At 50.9% G+C, this 18,369-nt stretch carries 18 protein-coding genes; 7 read left to right on the forward strand and 11 right to left on the reverse strand.

What is annotated here, in order from left to right; translation table 11 throughout:
• Positions 1 to 58 precede the first annotated feature (58 nt).
• The gene (locus J7445_RS02065) at positions 59 to 1,684 is read right to left on the reverse strand and encodes a peptide ABC transporter substrate-binding protein (protein WP_209283111.1); all 1,626 of its coding nucleotides are present in this window, start codon (positions 1,682 to 1,684) and stop codon (positions 59 to 61) included.
• 312 nt (positions 1,685 to 1,996) lie between these two features.
• Between J7445_RS02065 and J7445_RS02070 the strand changes: the two genes are divergently transcribed.
• The 4 genes from J7445_RS02070 to J7445_RS02090 all read left to right on the forward strand — a co-directional run bounded on the left by J7445_RS02070 (position 1,997) and on the right by J7445_RS02090 (position 5,525).
• On the forward strand, positions 1,997 to 2,980 hold the full coding sequence (locus J7445_RS02070; RefSeq protein ID WP_003741763.1) for a porin: 984 nt from the start codon (positions 1,997 to 1,999) through the stop codon (positions 2,978 to 2,980).
• A gap of 523 nt (positions 2,981 to 3,503) precedes the next feature.
• On the forward strand, positions 3,504 to 4,229 hold the full coding sequence (locus J7445_RS02080; RefSeq protein WP_209283112.1) for a metal ABC transporter ATP-binding protein: 726 nt from the start codon (positions 3,504 to 3,506) through the stop codon (positions 4,227 to 4,229).
• A gap of 108 nt (positions 4,230 to 4,337) precedes the next feature.
• Positions 4,338 to 5,213, forward strand: coding sequence for a metal ABC transporter permease (locus J7445_RS02085; protein WP_019270326.1), 876 nt, complete (start codon positions 4,338 to 4,340; stop codon positions 5,211 to 5,213).
• A 9-nt stretch (positions 5,214 to 5,222) separates the two neighbouring features.
• Positions 5,223 to 5,525 (forward strand): hypothetical protein, encoded by a 303-nt coding sequence (locus J7445_RS02090; RefSeq protein WP_141744896.1) that lies wholly within the window; start codon positions 5,223 to 5,225, stop codon positions 5,523 to 5,525.
• Here the strand turns inward: J7445_RS02090 and J7445_RS02095 are convergent.
• Together J7445_RS02095 and J7445_RS02100 are read right to left on the reverse strand one after the other, a co-directional pair.
• Positions 5,503 to 6,924: a surface lipoprotein assembly modifier gene (locus tag J7445_RS02095; protein ID WP_070539060.1), complete on the reverse strand. Its 1,422-nt coding sequence runs from the start codon at positions 6,922 to 6,924 to the stop codon at positions 5,503 to 5,505. The genes J7445_RS02090 and J7445_RS02095 overlap by 23 nt on opposite strands.
• A 121-nt stretch (positions 6,925 to 7,045) precedes the next feature.
• On the reverse strand, positions 7,046 to 8,029 hold the full coding sequence (locus tag J7445_RS02100) for a factor H binding protein domain-containing protein (protein WP_070539061.1): 984 nt from the start codon (positions 8,027 to 8,029) through the stop codon (positions 7,046 to 7,048).
• A 144-nt stretch (positions 8,030 to 8,173) separates the two neighbouring features.
• Between J7445_RS02100 and J7445_RS02105 the strand changes: the two genes are divergently transcribed.
• Positions 8,174 to 8,539 (forward strand): transcriptional regulator, encoded by a 366-nt coding sequence (locus tag J7445_RS02105; RefSeq protein ID WP_016687458.1) that lies wholly within the window; start codon positions 8,174 to 8,176, stop codon positions 8,537 to 8,539.
• Positions 8,540 to 8,606: 67 nt separating this feature from the next.
• Here J7445_RS02105 and clpA read toward each other — a convergent pair whose 3' ends face one another.
• Both clpA and clpS read right to left on the reverse strand, forming a co-directional pair.
• Entirely contained in the window at positions 8,607 to 10,892 is a 2,286-nt protein-coding gene (gene clpA, locus J7445_RS02110; RefSeq protein WP_209283113.1) for an ATP-dependent Clp protease ATP-binding subunit ClpA, read from the reverse strand.
• 1 nt (position 10,893) lies between these two features.
• Complete coding sequence (gene clpS, locus J7445_RS02115; RefSeq protein ID WP_003755322.1) at positions 10,894 to 11,205, reverse strand: ATP-dependent Clp protease adapter ClpS; 312 nt, start codon at positions 11,203 to 11,205, stop codon at positions 10,894 to 10,896.
• A 311-nt stretch (positions 11,206 to 11,516) separates the two neighbouring features.
• Between clpS and J7445_RS02120 the strand changes: the two genes are divergently transcribed.
• Together J7445_RS02120 and J7445_RS02125 are read left to right on the forward strand one after the other, a co-directional pair.
• Positions 11,517 to 11,720: a cold-shock protein gene (locus J7445_RS02120; RefSeq protein ID WP_002217533.1), complete on the forward strand. Its 204-nt coding sequence runs from the start codon at positions 11,517 to 11,519 to the stop codon at positions 11,718 to 11,720.
• A gap of 82 nt (positions 11,721 to 11,802) precedes the next feature.
• On the forward strand, positions 11,803 to 12,027 hold the full coding sequence (locus J7445_RS02125; RefSeq protein ID WP_070439848.1) for a branched-chain amino acid ABC transporter: 225 nt from the start codon (positions 11,803 to 11,805) through the stop codon (positions 12,025 to 12,027).
• A 76-nt stretch (positions 12,028 to 12,103) separates the two neighbouring features.
• On the opposite strand, the gene J7445_RS02130 is transcribed toward J7445_RS02125, so the two are convergent.
• The 6 genes from J7445_RS02130 to J7445_RS02155 all read right to left on the reverse strand — a co-directional run bounded on the left by J7445_RS02130 (position 12,104) and on the right by J7445_RS02155 (position 18,311).
• Positions 12,104 to 12,463, reverse strand: coding sequence for a SpoIIAA family protein (locus J7445_RS02130; RefSeq protein ID WP_016687463.1), 360 nt, complete (start codon positions 12,461 to 12,463; stop codon positions 12,104 to 12,106).
• 23 nt (positions 12,464 to 12,486) lie between these two features.
• A complete protein-coding gene (locus J7445_RS02135) occupies positions 12,487 to 13,380 on the reverse strand; it encodes a DMT family transporter (RefSeq protein ID WP_070655987.1) in 894 nt (297 codons plus the stop codon).
• Positions 13,381 to 13,498: 118 nt separating this feature from the next.
• On the reverse strand, positions 13,499 to 14,116 hold the full coding sequence (gene trhA, locus J7445_RS02140; protein WP_019270898.1) for a PAQR family membrane homeostasis protein TrhA: 618 nt from the start codon (positions 14,114 to 14,116) through the stop codon (positions 13,499 to 13,501).
• Between the two features lie 334 nt (positions 14,117 to 14,450).
• Positions 14,451 to 17,012: a [protein-PII] uridylyltransferase gene (gene glnD, locus J7445_RS02145; RefSeq protein ID WP_070655989.1), complete on the reverse strand. Its 2,562-nt coding sequence runs from the start codon at positions 17,010 to 17,012 to the stop codon at positions 14,451 to 14,453.
• A gap of 51 nt (positions 17,013 to 17,063) precedes the next feature.
• Entirely contained in the window at positions 17,064 to 17,381 is a 318-nt protein-coding gene (locus J7445_RS02150) for a helix-turn-helix domain-containing protein (protein WP_019270896.1), read from the reverse strand.
• 357 nt (positions 17,382 to 17,738) lie between these two features.
• Positions 17,739 to 18,311, reverse strand: a complete 573-nt coding sequence (locus J7445_RS02155; RefSeq protein ID WP_070655991.1) for a 50S ribosomal protein L25/general stress protein Ctc — start codon at positions 18,309 to 18,311, stop codon at positions 17,739 to 17,741.
• Positions 18,312 to 18,369: the final 58 nt, after the last annotated feature.

Consider the following 18,369-nt stretch of genomic DNA (forward strand, 5'->3'; position numbering starts at 1 on the left):
GACCTCTTCAATTTAGTGTACAGGGAGGTCGTCTGAAAAACGTGTCTATGTTATCAAATCACTTCTTGGGTGCAAACGACCAATTCTTGACGGTGTAGTTTTTCAGCGGGTCGCGGTCGGAGTAGCCTTGGATGTCGGGTTTCACCAGATTGATACTGACTTGGTGATACAGCGGGATAAAGGCATCGTCGCGTTGCAGCATCGCCTCGGCGCTGACGTAGCGGCGGGCGCGCTCTTCGGCGGAAATACCCGCTTCGAGCGTGCTGTCCATCAGCTTGTCAAACTCGGGGGCTTTGTAGCGGACGGCGTTGTTCGGATTGTTGGATTTGAAAATATTGAGCATGCCCGCAGGGTCGTTGTAGTCGGAACACCAGCCTGCAAACGCCATGCTGAAATTACCTTGCATACGGGTGTCCAAAAAGGTTTTCCATTCTTCGTTCATCAGCGTGGGGCGCACAAACGGCACGGTCGCCTTCCAAACGGATTGCAGCGCGGTAATCTGTTTCTTGGCGGCCTCGCTGGTGGTATAGATGATTTGGAACTCGAACGGTTTCTCTTCGCTGTAACCCGCTTCACGCAAGAGTTTTTCTGCTTCGGCAATACGCGCTTCGCGCTTGAGCGGCTTCCACACGGGGGCAGATTCGCCACCGCCCTGCATATTCGGCGGGGTAAGCTGGAACGCTTCTTGGTCGCCGCGTCCGGCAACCTTGGTAATGATGGCGCGGTCAGTCAGCAGGTTGAGCGCGCGGCGGACTTTGGGATTTTTAAATTCGGCGGATTCTAAGTTCGGCTCTAAAAACCAAGAACACAGCAAAGTCGCGCGCCGAACCTGTCCGGGAAATTCTTTTTCGGCAATCTTAATCTGGTCGGAAGGAATGCCGTAGGTAACATCTACTTCGTCGGCGCGGTAGCGGTCGTATTCTTTGCCGATGGCGAGGAACACCGCCTGCGGGATGGATACTTTTTTGCTGTCATAATAAGCAGGGTTTTTATCCATGGTGATGTGGCTGTTGACGTGCCATTCTTTGAGGATGTATGCGCCGCTGGAGACATAATTGCCAGGCTGCGTCCATTTTTCGCCAAATTTCTCGACGGTGGCGCGGTGGACGGGATAAGTGAATTGCTGAACCATCATATCGGGGAAATACGGCACAGGCGCGGTGAGCGTGAATTGCAGCGTTTTCGCGTCCAAAGCCTTCACGCCCAAAGTATCGGGCTTCGCCTTGCCTTGCAAAATCTCTGCCGCGCCCTGTACTTTCGCGTCCTCCAAGTAGCTGCTGTAAGGCGCGGCGGTTTCGGGATCGGCGAGGCGGCGGAAGCTGTACACGAAATCTTCGGCGGTAATCGGGTCGCCGTTGCTCCATTTTGCATCGCGCAGGTGGAACGTCCAAACGCGCCCTTCGTCCGACGGCTCCCATTTCAACGCCAAAGCGGGAATGGTTTTACCTTCATCATCCGTACCTGTCAGGCCGTCCATCATCTGACGGATAATCGCGCCCGCCGCCATATCCGAGCTTTTTTGCGGATCGAGCGTACTCGGTTCGACCGCATTGCTGATGACGATTTTATTGTATTCGCTGCGTTTGAATTCAGGCGCGGGCTTGACTTCGCGATTACACGCCGACAGCGCAAGCACCACGGCAAGCGATAAAGCCGATACGGAATAAGGTTTGGTCGGCAGCACGTTGTTTCTCCTCTTTTCCTTATCTCCCCTCCGTTTGCGTCTTGTAGAAATAAAAAAATTACATACGACTACAAGATGGGGAAATATTCTGAATTTAGGCGGATAAATAGATTTATTCTCTATGGATATTTAAAAAAATCCACCCGTTTTTGGAATTGGTTTGCAAGATAACACAAAAAAACGCCATAAAAAACATTTTTAAAAATAAAAGTTACAAGCGATTACAAAAATATTGATTTTTTTGCAATCCTAAAATAGTATAAAACCCTGTCGAAACAAAAGTTCAGAAAAATCAAACAAAAGGAGAATAAAATGAAGAAGTTGCTGATGATTGCGGTTGCCGTCCCGCTTGCCGTTCCTGCTTTGGCGTCCGATAACGAAGCCAAAATCGGCGGGCGGATATTTACCTCCATCGAGCACGAACGCAACGGCAAAGGCCAATCCGCTACCGATATATCCGACAACAACAGCCGCATCTGGATTATGGGCAGTGAAAAACTCGACAAAGACCTCAAGCTCATCTACGGCGTCAATTCATTCGTCGCTTTCGATTACAACGGCTGGAGTACGGATGACTCCTATATCGGCCTGCGCGGCGATTTCGGTACCGTCCGTGCCGGCTGGCTCAGTACCCCCATGCACTACCTGACCGGCGAACAAGACGCATTCAACGGCAACAACCACACCCAAACCATGGGGCGCATGACCCGTTTCGGCGGTCGTGAAATCGCCCTGAACTACGAATCCAAAACCTTCGACAACGGCTTCAACTACCGCGTCCAAATCGCGCCCGGTGCCAACAAATACAAAGACAGGAAACGCAACGGCGACTGGATGGCAGGCGTAGGCTTGCACTACAAACACCCGACCAACGGCTTCAACGCCCACTACGCCCTCGAATACGCCCGTAACGGTTCGCCCGACGATACCAAAGACAGACAGGTTCATTCCATGAAAGTCGGCTACGACAAAGATAACCTCTATCTCGCCGCCGGCATGATGTACGCCCGCAATGTCGCCGACAAATTCCACTGGGAAGACGAAACCAAAACCAACACCAACACCCGCGACTTCCAAGTGACCGCCGGCTACACCATGGGCAATATCACCCCAAAACTCGGCGTCGCCTACGGCCGCTCCGATACCGGCAAGAACTACAAACAGCTCGCGTTCAACACCGAATACAAATTCTCCAAACGCACGACCCTCTCGTTCAACTCGGGCGTAGTCAAAGAAAGCAAAGACCCCAAAACCGGCTGGGCGGCAGGTATTTCGCTGGAACACAGCCTGCAATAACACGGGATTTGAAGCGTAAAAGGTCGTCTGAAAACCTGAATATCGGTTTTCAGACGACCTTTTGTGTTTGGATTCATTGCCTGCTGATGCAGGTAGGATACTTGTATCCGACAACTGCTTGAAATTTTCCACATTGCCTAATTAGGGTTTGAATGTTGATAACGTTGGATACTCATATCTGGCCTACTGACTCCTGAATCGGGACAATAAGCCGGGTCGTTTCTTCGTAGGCAAGGCACACGCCGCTTATACGGGCAATCTGCCTGCACCGGCTTTGAAAAAGGTCGTCTGAAAACGGCAGATGCTTTGTCCACAAGAATCGTGCCTATATCCGGATACTGCCTTTATGTTTACAATCATAATGTTATAAAGTATCATCTTTACTTTTGTTTCATTTTGAACACATCGTCTTTAATTCCGATATTGTTATGAATTCCATTTTACTCACCGGATTGTTCCAACGCCTGCTGATTGCACTTTTCGCTTTGGCGGCGGTTTGGGGCATGTATTTTTGGGCGGTTGCATGAGTATCGTTGTTGAAAATCTGACGGTCAGCTACCGGACGCGGCCTGCCGTACACCATGTCGGCATCGAATTTGCCGAGCATTCGATGTGGGCGGTCTGCGGGCCGAACGGTGCGGGCAAATCAACTTTTTTAAAAGCGGTCATGGGTTTGCAGCAAGTCGATACGGGACGCGTCCTCCTGCAAAACCTGCAACGCAAAGACATTGCCTATCTGCCGCAGCAGTCGGACATCGACCGCGGCCAGCCGATGACGGTTTTCGAACTGGCGGCGATGGGTTTGTGGTACGAAATCGGCTTTTTCGGACGGGTTGACGCGGCGCAGCGTACCCGCGTTTTGGATGCGCTTGCACGCGTCGGTATGCGGGATTTTGCCGACAGGCAGATCGCCCATTTGTCCAACGGTCAGTTTCAGCGCGTTTTATTTGCGCGTATGCTGGCGCAGGGGGCGAAATTCCTGCTTTTGGACGAACCTTTCAACGCCGTCGATGCACGTACAACCTACGCGCTCTTGGACGTATTGTGCCAATGCAATGAGGAAGGGCAGGCAGTTATCGCGGTGTTGCACGATTATGCGCAGGTACGCGATTATTTTTCGGACACGCTGTTGCTGGCTCGGGAAAAGGTTGCGGCGGGCAGGACGCCGTCCGTCCTGACCGATGACAACCTTGCCCGCGCGAATATGCTGATGCAGCGGCAGGAGTCTGAGGACTGGTGCGACGTATAGTTTGCGCCGCCCCCCCTTGTAAAGCCATACGTCGTCTGAAAGACGCGGCTAAGGATTTTCAGACGACGTTTCCCATTTTCAGAAGTTTTCCCTTATTGACCGGATACCATGAATTTATACGATTTGCTGATTTCCCCTTTTGCGGAATTCGACTTTATGCGCTATGCGCTTGCGTCGGTATTCTGTCTGGCTTTGAGTGCCGCTCCGGTCGGCGTGTTCCTGGTCATGCGGCGCATGAGCCTGGTAGGCGATGCTTTGAGCCATGCCGTCCTGCCCGGTGCGGCAATCGGCTATATGTTTGCCGGGCTGAGCCTGCCTGCAATGAGCGTCGGCGGGTTTGCAGCAGGCTTGCTGATGGCGCTCTTGGCGGGTTTGGCGAGCCGTTTTACATCGTTGAAGGAAGATGCCAACTTTGCCGCCTTTTATCTGAGTAGTCTGGCAATCGGCGTGGTTTTGGTCAGTAAAAACGGCAGCAGCGTCGATTTACTGCATCTCTTGTTCGGGTCGGTCTTGTCGGTGGATATTCCCGCGCTGCAACTGATTGCCGCCTCGGCAAGCGTTACGGTAACGGCATTGGCGATTATTTACCGCCCGCTGGTTTTGGAAAGCATAGACCCGCTGTTTCTGAAAGCTGTCGGCGGGAAGGGCGGCTTTTGGCACGTCGTCTTCCTGATTTTGGTAGTGATGAACCTTGTTGCAGGCTTTCAGGCACTTGGTACGCTGATGTCGGTCGGTCTGATGATGCTGCCGTCGATTACCGCGCGGCTCTGGGCGAAAAGCATGGGTGCGCTGATGGCTTTGTCCGTTTTTATCGCGCTGGTCTGCGGTTTTGCCGGACTGCTGTTTTCCTATCACGTCGAAATTCCGTCCGGACCTGCGATTATCTTGTGCTGCGGCGTGCTGTATGCCGTATCGCTGGTGTTCGGGCGCGAAGGCGGTATATTGGGCAAATGGTTCAAGCGTCGCAAGCACAAGGCCTTGTGAAGGGCAGTTGTGCAAGCTGAAAATCAAAAAAGGTCGTCTGAAAAGCTGCTTGGGCTTTCAGACGACCTTTTTATCGGGTTTACCGCTCGGATTTTCGAAACCGATTTGTTGTTATTCAAACAGAAACGCTTCAATCGGCGTCATTTCCGCATAGGTGGAGATTCACTTTTAATTTTGACAACCGTTTTTCAAATACCTATTTCTCAAGATTTTCGACGGATTCCTGCCGATGCGGGAATCTCGGCGGATGGCGGGCAGAGTGTTTTTCAGACCCCTTATCCCTGCTGCTTCAAAACTGTTTCTCCACACTGACGAATGTCTGCATACTTTTGCGGGAATAGAAGCCGCTCATATTGCTGTCGATTTTGAGATAACGGAAATTCAAATGCGGCACTAAGCCTTTCCATGAAATTTTATTGTGCCAAACAGAGGCATTTGCCTGATATTCATGGTCTTTACGGGTCAGACGGTACACCAGGCTTCCCGGCGCATCAAAGGTACGGCGGGCGTAGCGCAGGTTGGTGCGGATGCCGAATCCGTTCTCAAACGCTTTCGCCGCGCCGAAGCGTATGCCCTTGCGCACGGATGCCTGCTCCGCTTCTTTGGTTATGTCGTGCGACCAGTCTGCGCCGCCGTAGAGCAGCCAGTTTTTCGGTGCAGAGTATGCCAGCGTTGCCCCCGCCAGCGGCATATGGCTGTTGTAACGCGCTGCCGAGCCGCTGTTCCGATAGTATTTTTTGATATAGCCTGCATTGAGCGAGAGCCGCCATTTTTCGTTCAGACGACGTGAAAAATCGGTATGGATACCGGTTTCGCGATTATAGCGTTTGCCGCCCAGCCAGTTTTGCTCGGCAAACGGTACAACGCCGAAAGATTGTACCGCCGAACGGTTTTTATAGCCTGCCGCCAAGCGCAGGCTTTGCTCGTTAAAATCCTGATTGTCCCAATAATGCACGCCGTCGCCGCTCAGGCTGCCGTAAACAAAATGATGTCCGCCTACATTGATTTCGCGCGATACGCCTGCGCCGTAGCGGATACCGTGCGCCTTTTGCGGCAGGCTGTCAGCGGTTTTATTCCAGCGTCTGCCGTTCCATTCTATAACGCGCTCGGATGAGGCATTGTTCACATTATCGGTCTGCTCGTATTGCAGTGAAACATCGGGCTGCCAGCTTTGCGCCGATTCAATGGAAGCAAGATAGCGGTCAGCAAGTTGCTGCATGGGCGGCTGCAAATCCGGTTTTGCCCGTTTCAATTCAGCTTTTGCCTCATGGTACTGTTTGTTTTCAAACATCATTACGCCCAAATCGAAACGCGGATACGCCAAATCGGGATGTTTCGCCAAAATGCCGCGATAGAGAGATACAGCCTCACCATGCCGCAACTGACTGCGCCGCAACGCGCCTAAAGCATAATCGTATAAAACGGCATCCCGGTCGGGTGCAGCTTTATATTGCGCCAACAAGCCTTCCAGCGTCTTCCAGTCCCGTCCGATTAATGCGCGGTTGATTTGTGCTTCCAATGAGGAATCGGCAGAAAGGTCGTCTGAAAGCCTCTGTTCTGCGGGTTTGTCGTCGGTAAAATCTTTTGAGGGTGTTTCGCTGTTAGGCTGCTTGTCAAAAAATACAGGCGCAGGTACACGGACAACGGGTGTATCGGCAAGGGCGGCTATTGGGAAAGAGAGCATCAGTAAGACGAGGTGATTTTTATTCATTTTATTCAGTAGGATATGGATTGCCGGAGTATCCTGTCATTATACGGATAACGCGGTGAAAATGGTCGAAAGGTCGTCTGAAACATTTTCAGACGACCTCTGTACTATTATCAACTATAAATTAGCGAGAACCGGCGAAACCAATTTCACCATTTTGGCGATCATCGACAGTTCCGACGATTTCTTCCGCATTTGGACCAAAGAAGCCGAGTCGGTAGCTGCCACGGTTGGAAGAGCCTTCGATGCCGTGTCCCTTAATTGTGGTTCCGTCAGTTTCTTTATTGGTGTAGCTCATTTTTTTAATTTCTGCTTCATTCAGATGAATGTCGCTGTCAAGACCTGTAATTTTGCCACTACCTTTTCTGCTGTCGAAGTCAACAGAATAAGCCAATTTTCCTTTCTTATCTCCATCGCTTGCAATACCGGAATAGTCGAATTTCCCCGCAGTAGGCAGGTTTTGGGTGGTATAACCTTTAATCAGGATATTGGTATCGTCATCGTCAGCATCCAGCTTTTCTGATTCACCATTAAGTGTTAAGCCAGTGGGCGTAATACCTGCAATCAGGGAATAGTTTTGACGGTAAATATGAGCAACACCGTTTCGGGTAATGGTATGGTTCTGACCTTCTGCCCGTGCAACGACAGTTTCCTGATAGTTTTGGCTGTCTAACGTTTTAAGTGGAATACTGGATAAATCAAAATTATTACCACTGCTGGATTGGTTTCCTAAATTTACCTTATAAGATTTGAGAATAACTGCCCCATCAATTTTCTTATCCTCTGCAAGTTCTCGGATATCTTTATCGGCGGTATTTTTTATACCTTCGTATGAAACTGAAAAATCAACGTGCGGTGGCGGATTATTGGCGGTAGTGTTGCCACTGTTGGCAGGGTTATTCGCATTTGCAGCAGTGTTGCCATTGCTAGCGGCATTATTTTCATTGTTGGCAGCGGCATTGCCGTTGTTCGTTTGGCTGCCGTTGGACGGATTAGTAACAGTTGGGTTAGTGTTGGGCAGTGTGCTGTTGGGAGAATCACTGCCGCTGCTACAAGCCGCCAAGCTCAGGGCGATAATAGTTGCTGCACTTACTTTTTTTAAAGACATAGATGTTTCCTTTGCAATGAGTGGGTTGATAATTGAAATGCAGGTGTATTATCAACCAGTCATTTGAAAATATCAAGTAAATAATTTACAAAAACAACAGAACTGTTAAATTTTGCAACAGTCGGCTATTCATAATTCTCGATTATGCATACCGAACAAGACAAAATTGATTTCAGCGAACGCTTGAAAACCGCAATCAGGCTGGCGGGTTTGGATAATCTTTCCAACGCCAGCCTTGCCAACCGCTTTAATCTGCGCCATCCCAATCAATCCGTCAGTACGCAGGCTTTCCATCATTGGTTGGTCGGACGTTCGATTCCGACGCCCGATAAAATCGAAACGCTGGCGAAATGGCTGGATACCAGCGGAGAATGGCTGCGGCACGGACGAATGTTGGAAGAAGGTGGGGCAGTTTCCCCGCAAGAGGCGTTGTTGTTGAAATATTTCCGCGCGCTGTCGCCGGAAAAGCAGGAGGCGTTGATTACTTTGCTTCATAAAGCGGAGGATTGAGTTTTAATCACAAAAAGGTCGTCTGAAAACGGAAATCTCGTTTTCAGACGACCTTTTGCCTTATCCGTCAAACCGCTGCTGCTTCAGGTTTGGCTTTGTTTTTCTTGAATTTCAACACGGCTTCTTCTTTTGCCGCATCCCAGTCTATCCGCACGAAGCCGCCGTCGGCGAGTTTGCCGAACAGGAGTTCGTCGGCGAGCGGTTTGCGGATTTTTTCCTGAATCAGGCGGTGCATCGGGCGCGCGCCCATTTGCGGGTCGAAACCTTTTTCCGCCAGATATTTGCGCAATGCCGGTGTGAATTCGGCTTCGACTTTTTTGTCGAGGAGCTGGTGTTCGAGCTGGAGCAGGAATTTGTCCACGACTTTGGCGATGACGGGTTCGGACAAGGGTGCAAACGGGATAATCGCGTCCAAGCGGTTGCGGAACTCTGGCGTGAAGAGTTTGTTGATCGCCTGCATTTCGTCGCCGCGTTCGCGTTTGGCGGTAAAGCCGAGGCTGGGGCGGCTGAGGCTTTCCGCGCCTGCGTTGGTGGTCATGATCAGGATGACGTTGCGGAAATCGGCACTCTTGCCGTTGTTGTCGGTCAGTTTGCCTGCGTCCATGACTTGCAGGAGGACGTTGAAAATGTCGGGATGGGCTTTTTCGATTTCGTCCAAGAGCAACACACAATGCGGATGTTTGTTGGCGGCTTCGGTCAAAAGACCGCCCTGGTCGAAGCCAACGTAGCCCGGCGGCGCGCCGATGAGGCGCGATACGGCGTGTGGCTCCATGTATTCGGACATGTCGAAACGTTGCAGCGGTACGCCCATCGAGTAGGCAAGCTGTTTGGCGACTTCGGTTTTGCCGACGCCGGTCGGGCCGGAGAAGAGGAAGCTGCCTATGGGTTTGTCGGGCAGGGCGAGGCCGGAGCGCGACATTTTGACGGCGGCAACCAGCGCGTCGATGGCGTTTTCTTGACCGTAAACCATGTTTTTCAAATCGCGACCGAGGAATTGCAGCACTTGTTTGTCGTCGTTCGATACGGTTTTTTCAGGAATCCGCGCGACTTTGGCGATGACGGTTTCGATTTGCGCTTTGCCGATGACTTTTTTCTGTTTGGATTTGGGCAAAATCCGTTGCGCCGCGCCTGCTTCGTCCATTACGTCGATGGCTTTGTCGGGCAGGAAACGCTCGTTGATGTAGCGCGCGGAGAGTTCGGCGGCGGCTTCGAGTGCACCTTGCGTGTAGCGCACTTGGTGGAAGCCTTCGAACATCGGTTTCAAGCCGCGCAGGATTTGCACGGTTTCGGCGACGGTGGGTTCGACCACGTCGATTTTTTGGAAGCGGCGGCTTAGGGCATGGTCTTTGTCGAAAATAGTGCGGTATTCGTCGTAGGTGGTCGCGCCGATGCAGCGCAGCGAACCTTTTGCCAGCGCCGGTTTGAGCAGGTTGGATGCGTCCATCGTGCCGCCGCTCGTGCTGCCTGCGCCGATGATGGTGTGGATTTCGTCGATAAACAAAATGGCTTGCGGGATTTTTTCGAGCTGCTTCAAGACGGATTTGACCCGAGCTTCAAAGTCGCCGCGGTATTTTGTACCCGCCAAAAGCGAACCCATATCCAGCGCGTACACTTCGGCCTCTTTGAGCGCGTCGGGAATATCGCCGTTGACGATTTGATGCGCCAAGCCTTCCGCCAGCGCAGTTTTGCCCACGCCTGCTTCGCCGACCAAAAGCGGATTGTTTTTGCGGCGGCGGCACAGGATTTGCACCAGCCTTTCCATTTCGTGTTTTCTGCCGATTAAGGGGTCGATGCGGCCGGCTTTGACTTCGGTGTTGAGGTTTACAGTGTAGTCCGACAGCGAGCCGCTTTTCGATTCGACAGGGTCGTCTGAATCATTGTCGGGGTCGTCTGAAAAGCCTTTGTGTTTATCATCTTCGGTTGCGCCGTGGGCAATGCAGCGCAAAACTTCAAAACGCGTAACCGATTGCAGCTTGAGGAAATAGACGGCGTGGCTGTCGGTTTCGCTCATCAGCGCCACCAAAACGTCCAACGGCTCGACCAAGCCTTTGCCTGCGGATTGGGTATGCACCATCGCCCGCTGGATGACGCGTTGGAAGCCGAGCGTGGGCTGGGTTTCGACCGTATCTAAAAGGTGGTCGGGAATCTGCGGGGTATTTTCGGCAACGCTGGCGGCGAGCTGTTCGGACAACACTTTCAAATCTGCGCCGCAGAGCTTGAGGACGTTGGGGACGGAGGCGTCTTCTTCGATTAACACCAAAAGCAGATGCTCGAGGCTGATAAATTCATAATGAGCCTTACGCGCCTCGCGGTAAAGCTGCTGCAAAATCTGTTCCAATTCGGGTGAAAGCATATTAAATCTCCTCGACAATACATTGCAGCGGATGCCCTTCGGCTTTTGCCCGTTGCATGACCTGCTGCTGCTTGGTTTGGGCGATGTCCCGTGTGTAAGTGCCGCACAAGCCTTTGCCTTCGTGATGAACCAACAGCATCACCGCCACCGCCTGCTCCTGTCCGAGCATGAAGATTTCGGTCAGGATTTCGACGACAAATTCCATCGTGGTGTAATCGTCGTTCAGCAAAAATACGCCGTAACGTTTCGGCGGGGCGGTTTTTTGGTCGCTTAAAAGTGTATCGGATTCGTGATGTGTGTTTGGGTTGTTCATAAATATTTGGCTTTGTGGAAGAGGATTTGTTTTCAGACGACCTTGTGAAAGGTTTGATATCAAATGAATCTATAAATAAAGTGATTATAAGGTTTATTTCGATTTCTGTTGTATTTTGGTCGGTTTCCGCCATTTTCGCACTTTTTCCCTTGTATGGCTTGACGTTTTGGCTTAACAAATGTAAAAAGACGGTTAAGCAGAAGCCGGCACTCGACCAAGTATATAAAGCTAGGGAGAAACGCTGAACGTTTAAGTTTGCTGTATGCCTTATTTTGCTGATTTTGTTAATTTTTAAGTATAGGAAGTTTCTAATGGCAACCGGTATCGTAAAATGGTTTAACGACGCTAAAGGTTTTGGTTTCATCACTCCTGACGAAGGCGGCGAAGATCTGTTCGCTCACTTCTCAGCGATCAACATGGAAGGTTTCAAAACCCTGAAAGAAGGCCAACGCGTGTCTTTCGACGTAACCACCGGCCCTAAAGGCAAACAAGCTGCTAACATTCAGGCTGCTTAATTAAACGTGCGGCTTATGCCGTAGAATAATGGCGGGATTGATTCCCCGCCATTTTTTATTGTCTATGAGAAACGGAATCCATATGGCAGAAGACAAACAAAATGCCGCCTACGAAAACGCCCTGCGGCAGTTGGACGAACTCATCGCGCATCTGCGTAGCAGCGGGGAAGTCAGCTGCACGGTGGCGGAACAAGAAGACCTGATGCTGATACGGCTTGCCGATTTGAAAATCGATTTGAGGCCGAATGATGAAAAGGCGATAGCGGATATTGACCGGTTTTACCGCCGCCATTTGGGGGGCAAGTAAAAACAGTTTCAGGTTTTAAGAAATTGAAAATGCAAAAAATAAACGGCACACCTTGGCGTGCCGTTTATTTTTGAGATTAAGGTTTGAGGTTGCTTGCCAGCAGCCATTCTTGAGCCTTTGTAGCATCATCAAAATATTTGGGGTGTTGGTTGGTCAAGAGGCTGGAGAGGCGTGCGCCGAGTTTGATCCAGATGTCATCTGTAATGACGGCAACCCGACCGAAGTCGTTTTCGTGTTGATTGAGGAATTTTATTTGTTCCACCGCCATATCGATGGTGAAGTCTTTCAGCATGGACAAATCCAAGAGTATGTCGGGCAGGTGGATTTTTTGTTTGCTTTCCAACAGGGCGGATTCGAGTTGGCGGAAGTCGTCCAGCGTAAACTCGTTGTACAACGCTACATTCAAACCATAAGACTGCTCTCGGATGGAAATCATCATGCTCTCCTTGTTTGAGGACGTTAATGTCCGGAAAACCATTTTTTAATCGCAACCGGCCGGATACCGCTCAATACGCCGCTTGCTACAATAATAATCATACCAAAGGTTTCCTGCCAAGTAACGCTATCTCCTAAAAACATTACGCCTGACAATGCGGAGAAAACGACAGTCAGGTAGGACAGTGAAGCGACAGTGAATTTGTTGCCGACTTTATAAGCGCGGGTCATGCAGAGTTGGGCGATGGTTGCGGACAGCCCGATACCTGCCAAGTAGGGTAATGCCTCGGCAGATAAGGAATGCCAGCCGGTCAGCGTCGCCCAAACCGCCGACATGGCGACGCTGGTTACCGACAGGTAAAAAACGACCCGCCAGCCCGGTTCGCCAAGCAGGGACAATTCGCGTACCTGTAAATACGCCCAGCCCGACATCGCTCCGCCTGCCAAGCCTGCCAATGCGGCAATTTCTTGTCCGCCTTTGAACGAAGGGTTTAGCAGTAGGACGACACCGATAAAGCCGAATACCAATATTGCCTGCGTATAAAATGCAATCCGTTCTTTTAAAATCAAAAATGAGAATACGGCCAAAAAAATCGACGAGGTGTAGCTTAAGGTTACGCCTGTTGCCAGTGGCAGGTGGGTAACGGCATAAAACAGGCACAACATCGCCGCTGCGCCGATGACGCTGCGGTTGAGATGGATTTTCCAATACCGCGTGGCAAATGTGTCTCCCCGCATTTTCGCTATGGCGGCAAGCATGACGGCTGCAAAACTCATGCGCCAGAAAACCAATTCGCCGCTGCTGAAGCCGAATTTTCCCGCTGCCGCTTTGATGCAGAGGTTCATGACGGTAAAACCGAGTGTGGCGATGATAATCCATGCGGAACCGAGCGGATCCTTAGTCGCGGTTTGGTTCATTTTGATATTAATGGATAGATGAGGCGTTCATTATAATGATGTAGGGGTCTTCGGGGAATAAATATTTAAAAAGGTCGTCTGAAAAGTATATCTTGTTTTCAGACGACCTTTTGACGGATTAAAGAACATAGAAATAAATACAGAGAAACTGCGCTATGCTGCCGCCAAGGACGAATAGGTGCCAGATGCCGTGTCCGTGTTTGATTTTGGCATCATTAACGAACCAATAAATGCCTGCGCTGTATAAAATACCGCCCAACGTCAGCCAAAACAGCCCGGCAAAGGGAAGGGCTCGGACCAGTGGCGATACGGCAATTAAAATCAGCCAACCCATAATGACGTAAATCATCATGGAGAGCAGCCGTTTTTTGCTTTTCCTGCCGATAGTCAGTTCTTGAATAATGCCGAAGAGTGCCAAGCTCCAAGATACGCCGAATAATGACCACCCCCAGCCGCCTTTAAGGGGTATCAGCGTAAACGGGGTATAGCTGCCCGCAATCAGCAGGTAAATCATGCAGTGGTCCACTTTTTGCAAAATCGCTTTGATTTTGGGCTGGGGAATGCTGTGGTAAAGCGTGGAGCCAAGATAGAGCAGGATCAGGCAGATGCCGTAGGTGAGTGCCGAGGCAAGTTGGTAGGGACCGTTTGCCTTGACTGTCATCAGCACTAATGCCGCCACTGCTAGCATCGAGCCTGCCAAATGGCTGTACGCATTGAAACGTTCACCGTGATACATAAGAGTAATTCTCATTTCTTTAGGTGTAGAAAGTGTACGCGAAAGGCAAAGGCGGGGCTAGGATAAAAGGATAAAGATAAGTTAAGGTTGTCTGAAAAAACAAATCTTGGTTTCAGATGACCTTTTGATGTGTAGAGAGCCATTTGTGCTGGATTCGAATAGAGAAGAAACCGTATGTGCGATTGCCTGTTGGCTAAGTTGATTCATATCGACAAGCAGAACAAAAGAAATAGGTTCTTGATTGAAAGTTGTCTCAAAACCAAAAACAGAGGTCGTCTGAAAATCGAAAAACAGGTTTTCAGACGACCTCTTGCTTTTCCTTTAAAACTAACCGTCACACTGACAATTGTTCCAACAAAGCCTGTTTCAACGACGACTGTGTTTTTGGGTTTTTCAAATCGGGGCTGAAGACGATGAAGCTGTCTTCGACGCGTTCGTCCAGCGTGGAAATTTTGGCGTAGCGCAGGCTGACGTTGTGGGCGAAGAAGACTTCCGCCATGTCGGCGAGCAAGAAGGGGCGGTTGACGGCGGTGATTTCGACGGAGTACCAGTCGGGGTAGTCTTCTTCGGGGGTGATGGTAATGCTTGGCGCGATCGGCATGTAGCGGCTGCGGCGGCTGATGCGGCGGCTGTGACTGGAGGTTTCGGCAACGGTGTGTCCGTGGATAAAGCTGTTGAGTTCTGCTTCGAGCGCGCTTTGGATGTCGGGATAGTCTTCGGGGGCGTGCTGCGAGGGGATTTGCACGATGAAGGTGTCGAGGATGTAGTCGTGTTCGGTGATAAAGGCGCGGGCGGCGAGAATGTCGAAGCCGTGGCGGCTGAAGATGCGGCAGAGGCGGGCGAACAGGCGCGGGCCGTTGGGCATGAAGACCATGACTTGAAAGCTGTCGCTTTTGAACAGGATGCGGCTGCGGACGATGGGGGTTTCAAAGTCGTGTACGAGGTTTGCGGCGTGCCACAGGATTTCGCGGGACTGATGGCGGGCGAAGTAGGCGGAACCGAGCGCGTTCCATAGTTTTTTCTGCTGTTTTTCAGGGACGGCGGCTCGGGTGAGCAATTCGGCGGCTTCTTGTTGGCGGCGGCCGAAGAGGGCGTGCGGATTGCCGCCGTTGCCTGCGAGGTAGCGTCCGGCGGCGTGGAACAGGCTTTCCAATAGGCTGGCGCGCCATGCGTTCCAGAGTTTGGGATTGGTGCCGCGGATGTCGGAAATGGTCAGAAGGTAGAGTGCGCTGAGGCGTTCGTGGGTTTGTACGCGTTTGCAGAAGGCATCGAGTACGTCGGGGTCTTGGATGTCTTCTTTTTGGGCGACGGTGGACATGAGCAGGTGGTTTTCGACCAGCCAGGCGAGCAGGTCGCTTTCTTCTTCGGTCAGGAAGTGGTCGGCGGCAAATTGGCGCGCGTCCGTGATGCCTTGTATGGCATGGTCGCCGCCGCGTCCTTTGGCGATGTCGTGGAAGAAGGCGGCGAGATAAAGGATGTCTTGTTTTTCAAAGGACTGCATTAGCGCGGAGGCGTAAGGCAGCTCGTGGCTGTGCATGTCTAGGGCAAGGCGGCGGACGTTGCGGACGACGGCGAGGATGTGGTCGTCCACAGGATAGATGTGGAACAAGTCGTGTTGGAGCAGGCCGACGATTTTTTCCCACGCGGGCAGGTAGCGGCCCAACACGCCGTAGAGGTTGAGAAAGCGCAGGGTTTGGGTCAGTCCGTTGCCGCTGCGGAAAAAGCCGGCGAAGCGGCGGCGGTTTTCAGGATTTTGGTAAAAGCTGCGGTTGATTTTGCGCGTCGCGCCCCACCAAGCGCGCAGGGTTTGCGGTTCGAGCGCAGTAATATCGTTGCGCTGCTGCATGATTTCGACGATTTTGAAAATGTGTTCGGGTCGTCTGAAAAAAATATCGGTGTGCCGTGCGGCGATTTGGTTGTTGACTTGGATGTAGTCGTCGTCAATCCGCAGGGTAACGCGCATCGGCGTGGAGGAAACGCGGCTTTGCAGCATAGGCGTGAGGATGCCGCTCAGTTGTTTGACGGTTTTAATCGCGCGGTAAAACACGCGCATCAGTTCTTCGCTTTGACGGCGGAGGTTCAAGCCTTGATAGCCCATGCTTTCGGCGACTTGCGGCTGCAAATCGAACAGCAGGCGGTCTTCGGCGCGCTTCGCGTTTAAATGCAGATGGATGCGGATGTGGGCGAGGCGGCGGTAGCCGTGTGAAAGCATGCCGGCTTCGGTGCGCGTCAGAATACCTTGTTGTACCAACGCAGGCAGGTTGGCCGCCAAGCCTTGCGCTTTCGCTATCCAAAGCAGGGTATGGATGTCGCGCAGACCGCCCGGACAGCTTTTGATGTTCGGCTCCAATACCGTTCCCGAACCTTGCGATTTGGCATGGCGGTGTTCCATCTCCACCAGTTTTGCTTCGATAAACGCCGCTACATTGCGTTGCGCGTTCATTTTTTCCGTCAACTCGTCTGCTGTCTGGCGGTTGCCGAACAAAAAACGAGCCTCTAAAAACGCCGTGTCCCCTGTAATATCATCGCGCACGCTTTCGCACAGCTCATCAACGCTGCCGCTTTTGACCGACGGCGCAAGTTTCATGTCCCACAAATCCTGCACAAAAGCCGCGATTTTTTCTTGAAGGTCGTCTGAAACGGTTTCAGACGACACGACCGCCAAATCCAAATCAGAATAAGGATACAATTCGCCGCGCCCGAAGCCGCCAGTTGCTATCAGGCATAAACCGCTGTTTTGGAAATGTTTGTCCCAAAGTGCCGCCAGCAAGGTTTCGACTGCCGCCGTGTATTCCTTGAAGAATACTGACACGCGGTTGACTTTCAAATAATGTGATTCGGCGGCATCACGTTGTTGTTTGAAGGTTTCCAATGCTGAAGACAGGTTTGCAGACATTTTTTATTCTTTCGAGTTATGGATGGCATAAGGCTAAAGGTGGTTCGGCGGTCAAATATCGTTTTCAGACGACCTCTGTTGAGTATCGGAGGGATTGGTCATCAGGTTTAGCAGTTCCTGCGGCGGCAGCAGCAACTGATACGCCGCCACGCCCAAAGCCGTCGCCATCTTTTCAATATTCGATAACGCAATGTTCCAGCGTTTGCGCTCCACAGCCGATACATAAGTCCTGTCCAAACCGCATTGTCGCGCCAACTCTTCCTGAGACCAGCCTTTATTCACGCGGAAAAGCCGCATGTTGTACGCCAAGACCGCCCGTAAATCCTGCTCATTAGGCAGTTCAGCAGGCGGAGTCAATTTATTGCTCATGATTTTGCTTTCGGATAAAAGTTTAAATGAAAGAATTTGCTGTTACGGATTTTACTTCACATAAAAACCAAAAAAAGGGGTGGCAACAGCCACACCCAAACACACACACATCAAGAGGAAAGAGATAGAGAGTATTAAATCAAAGCAGATGTATCATCTACTGATCAGAAAATCTTGAGGACTTTGAGAAATGTCGTCTCAGTTCCAATGTCGGCGATTATAAATGAAACTCAATTTGGAGCTTTGATTCAAATCAAGTCTGAAGACTATTTATAAAATATATTTTTTAAATAGATTATTTTAATAATAATATAAAAACCGCACCATTCGGTGCGGTTTTTATTTCCACATAAGGAATTAGCGTTTTTTACCGGTAACGGTAGCAACCGCCAGGTTTTCGTTACGTTTTAGAGAAACGCTTTCTACACCTTCAGGCAGTTGAATGTCAGACAGGTGAAGGATGTCGCCGGCAACGACTTTAGCGCAGTCCAGATCCAAGTAAGCAGGGATGTTGGCAGGCAAAGCAACCACTTCAACAGTAGTGTTCAACAAAGATACGCGACCGCCTTGCAGTTTAACGGCTTGAGAGCTTTCAGCGTTAACAATGTGCAGAGGAACGCGGATGCGTACAGGTTGGTCGGCTTTAACAGCTTGGAAGTCGATATGTTGAACTTCGCGACGGAACGGGTGCATTTGGAAATCGCGGACGATAACGTCTTTGGTTTCACCGTTCAGGGACAGTTTGATCAGTGCAGTGTGGAAAGATTCTTTTTCCAATGCGTAAAATACGGTTTTGTGATCCACAGCAATTGCAATGGGCTCTTGACCTTCACCGTACAAAATGCCGGGGATTTGGCCTTCGCGACGCAGGCGGCGGCTCGCACCAGTGCCTTGTGCTTCACGAACAGAGGCTTGAATTTCATAAGTCATGTTAAATACTCCAAATTAAATAAAACTACCGTCATCGGCCGCGACCAGCTTAAGACGG

It is taken from the genome of Neisseria sicca (genome assembly GCF_017753665.1).
Classification (GTDB): domain Bacteria; phylum Pseudomonadota; class Gammaproteobacteria; order Burkholderiales; family Neisseriaceae; genus Neisseria; species Neisseria flava.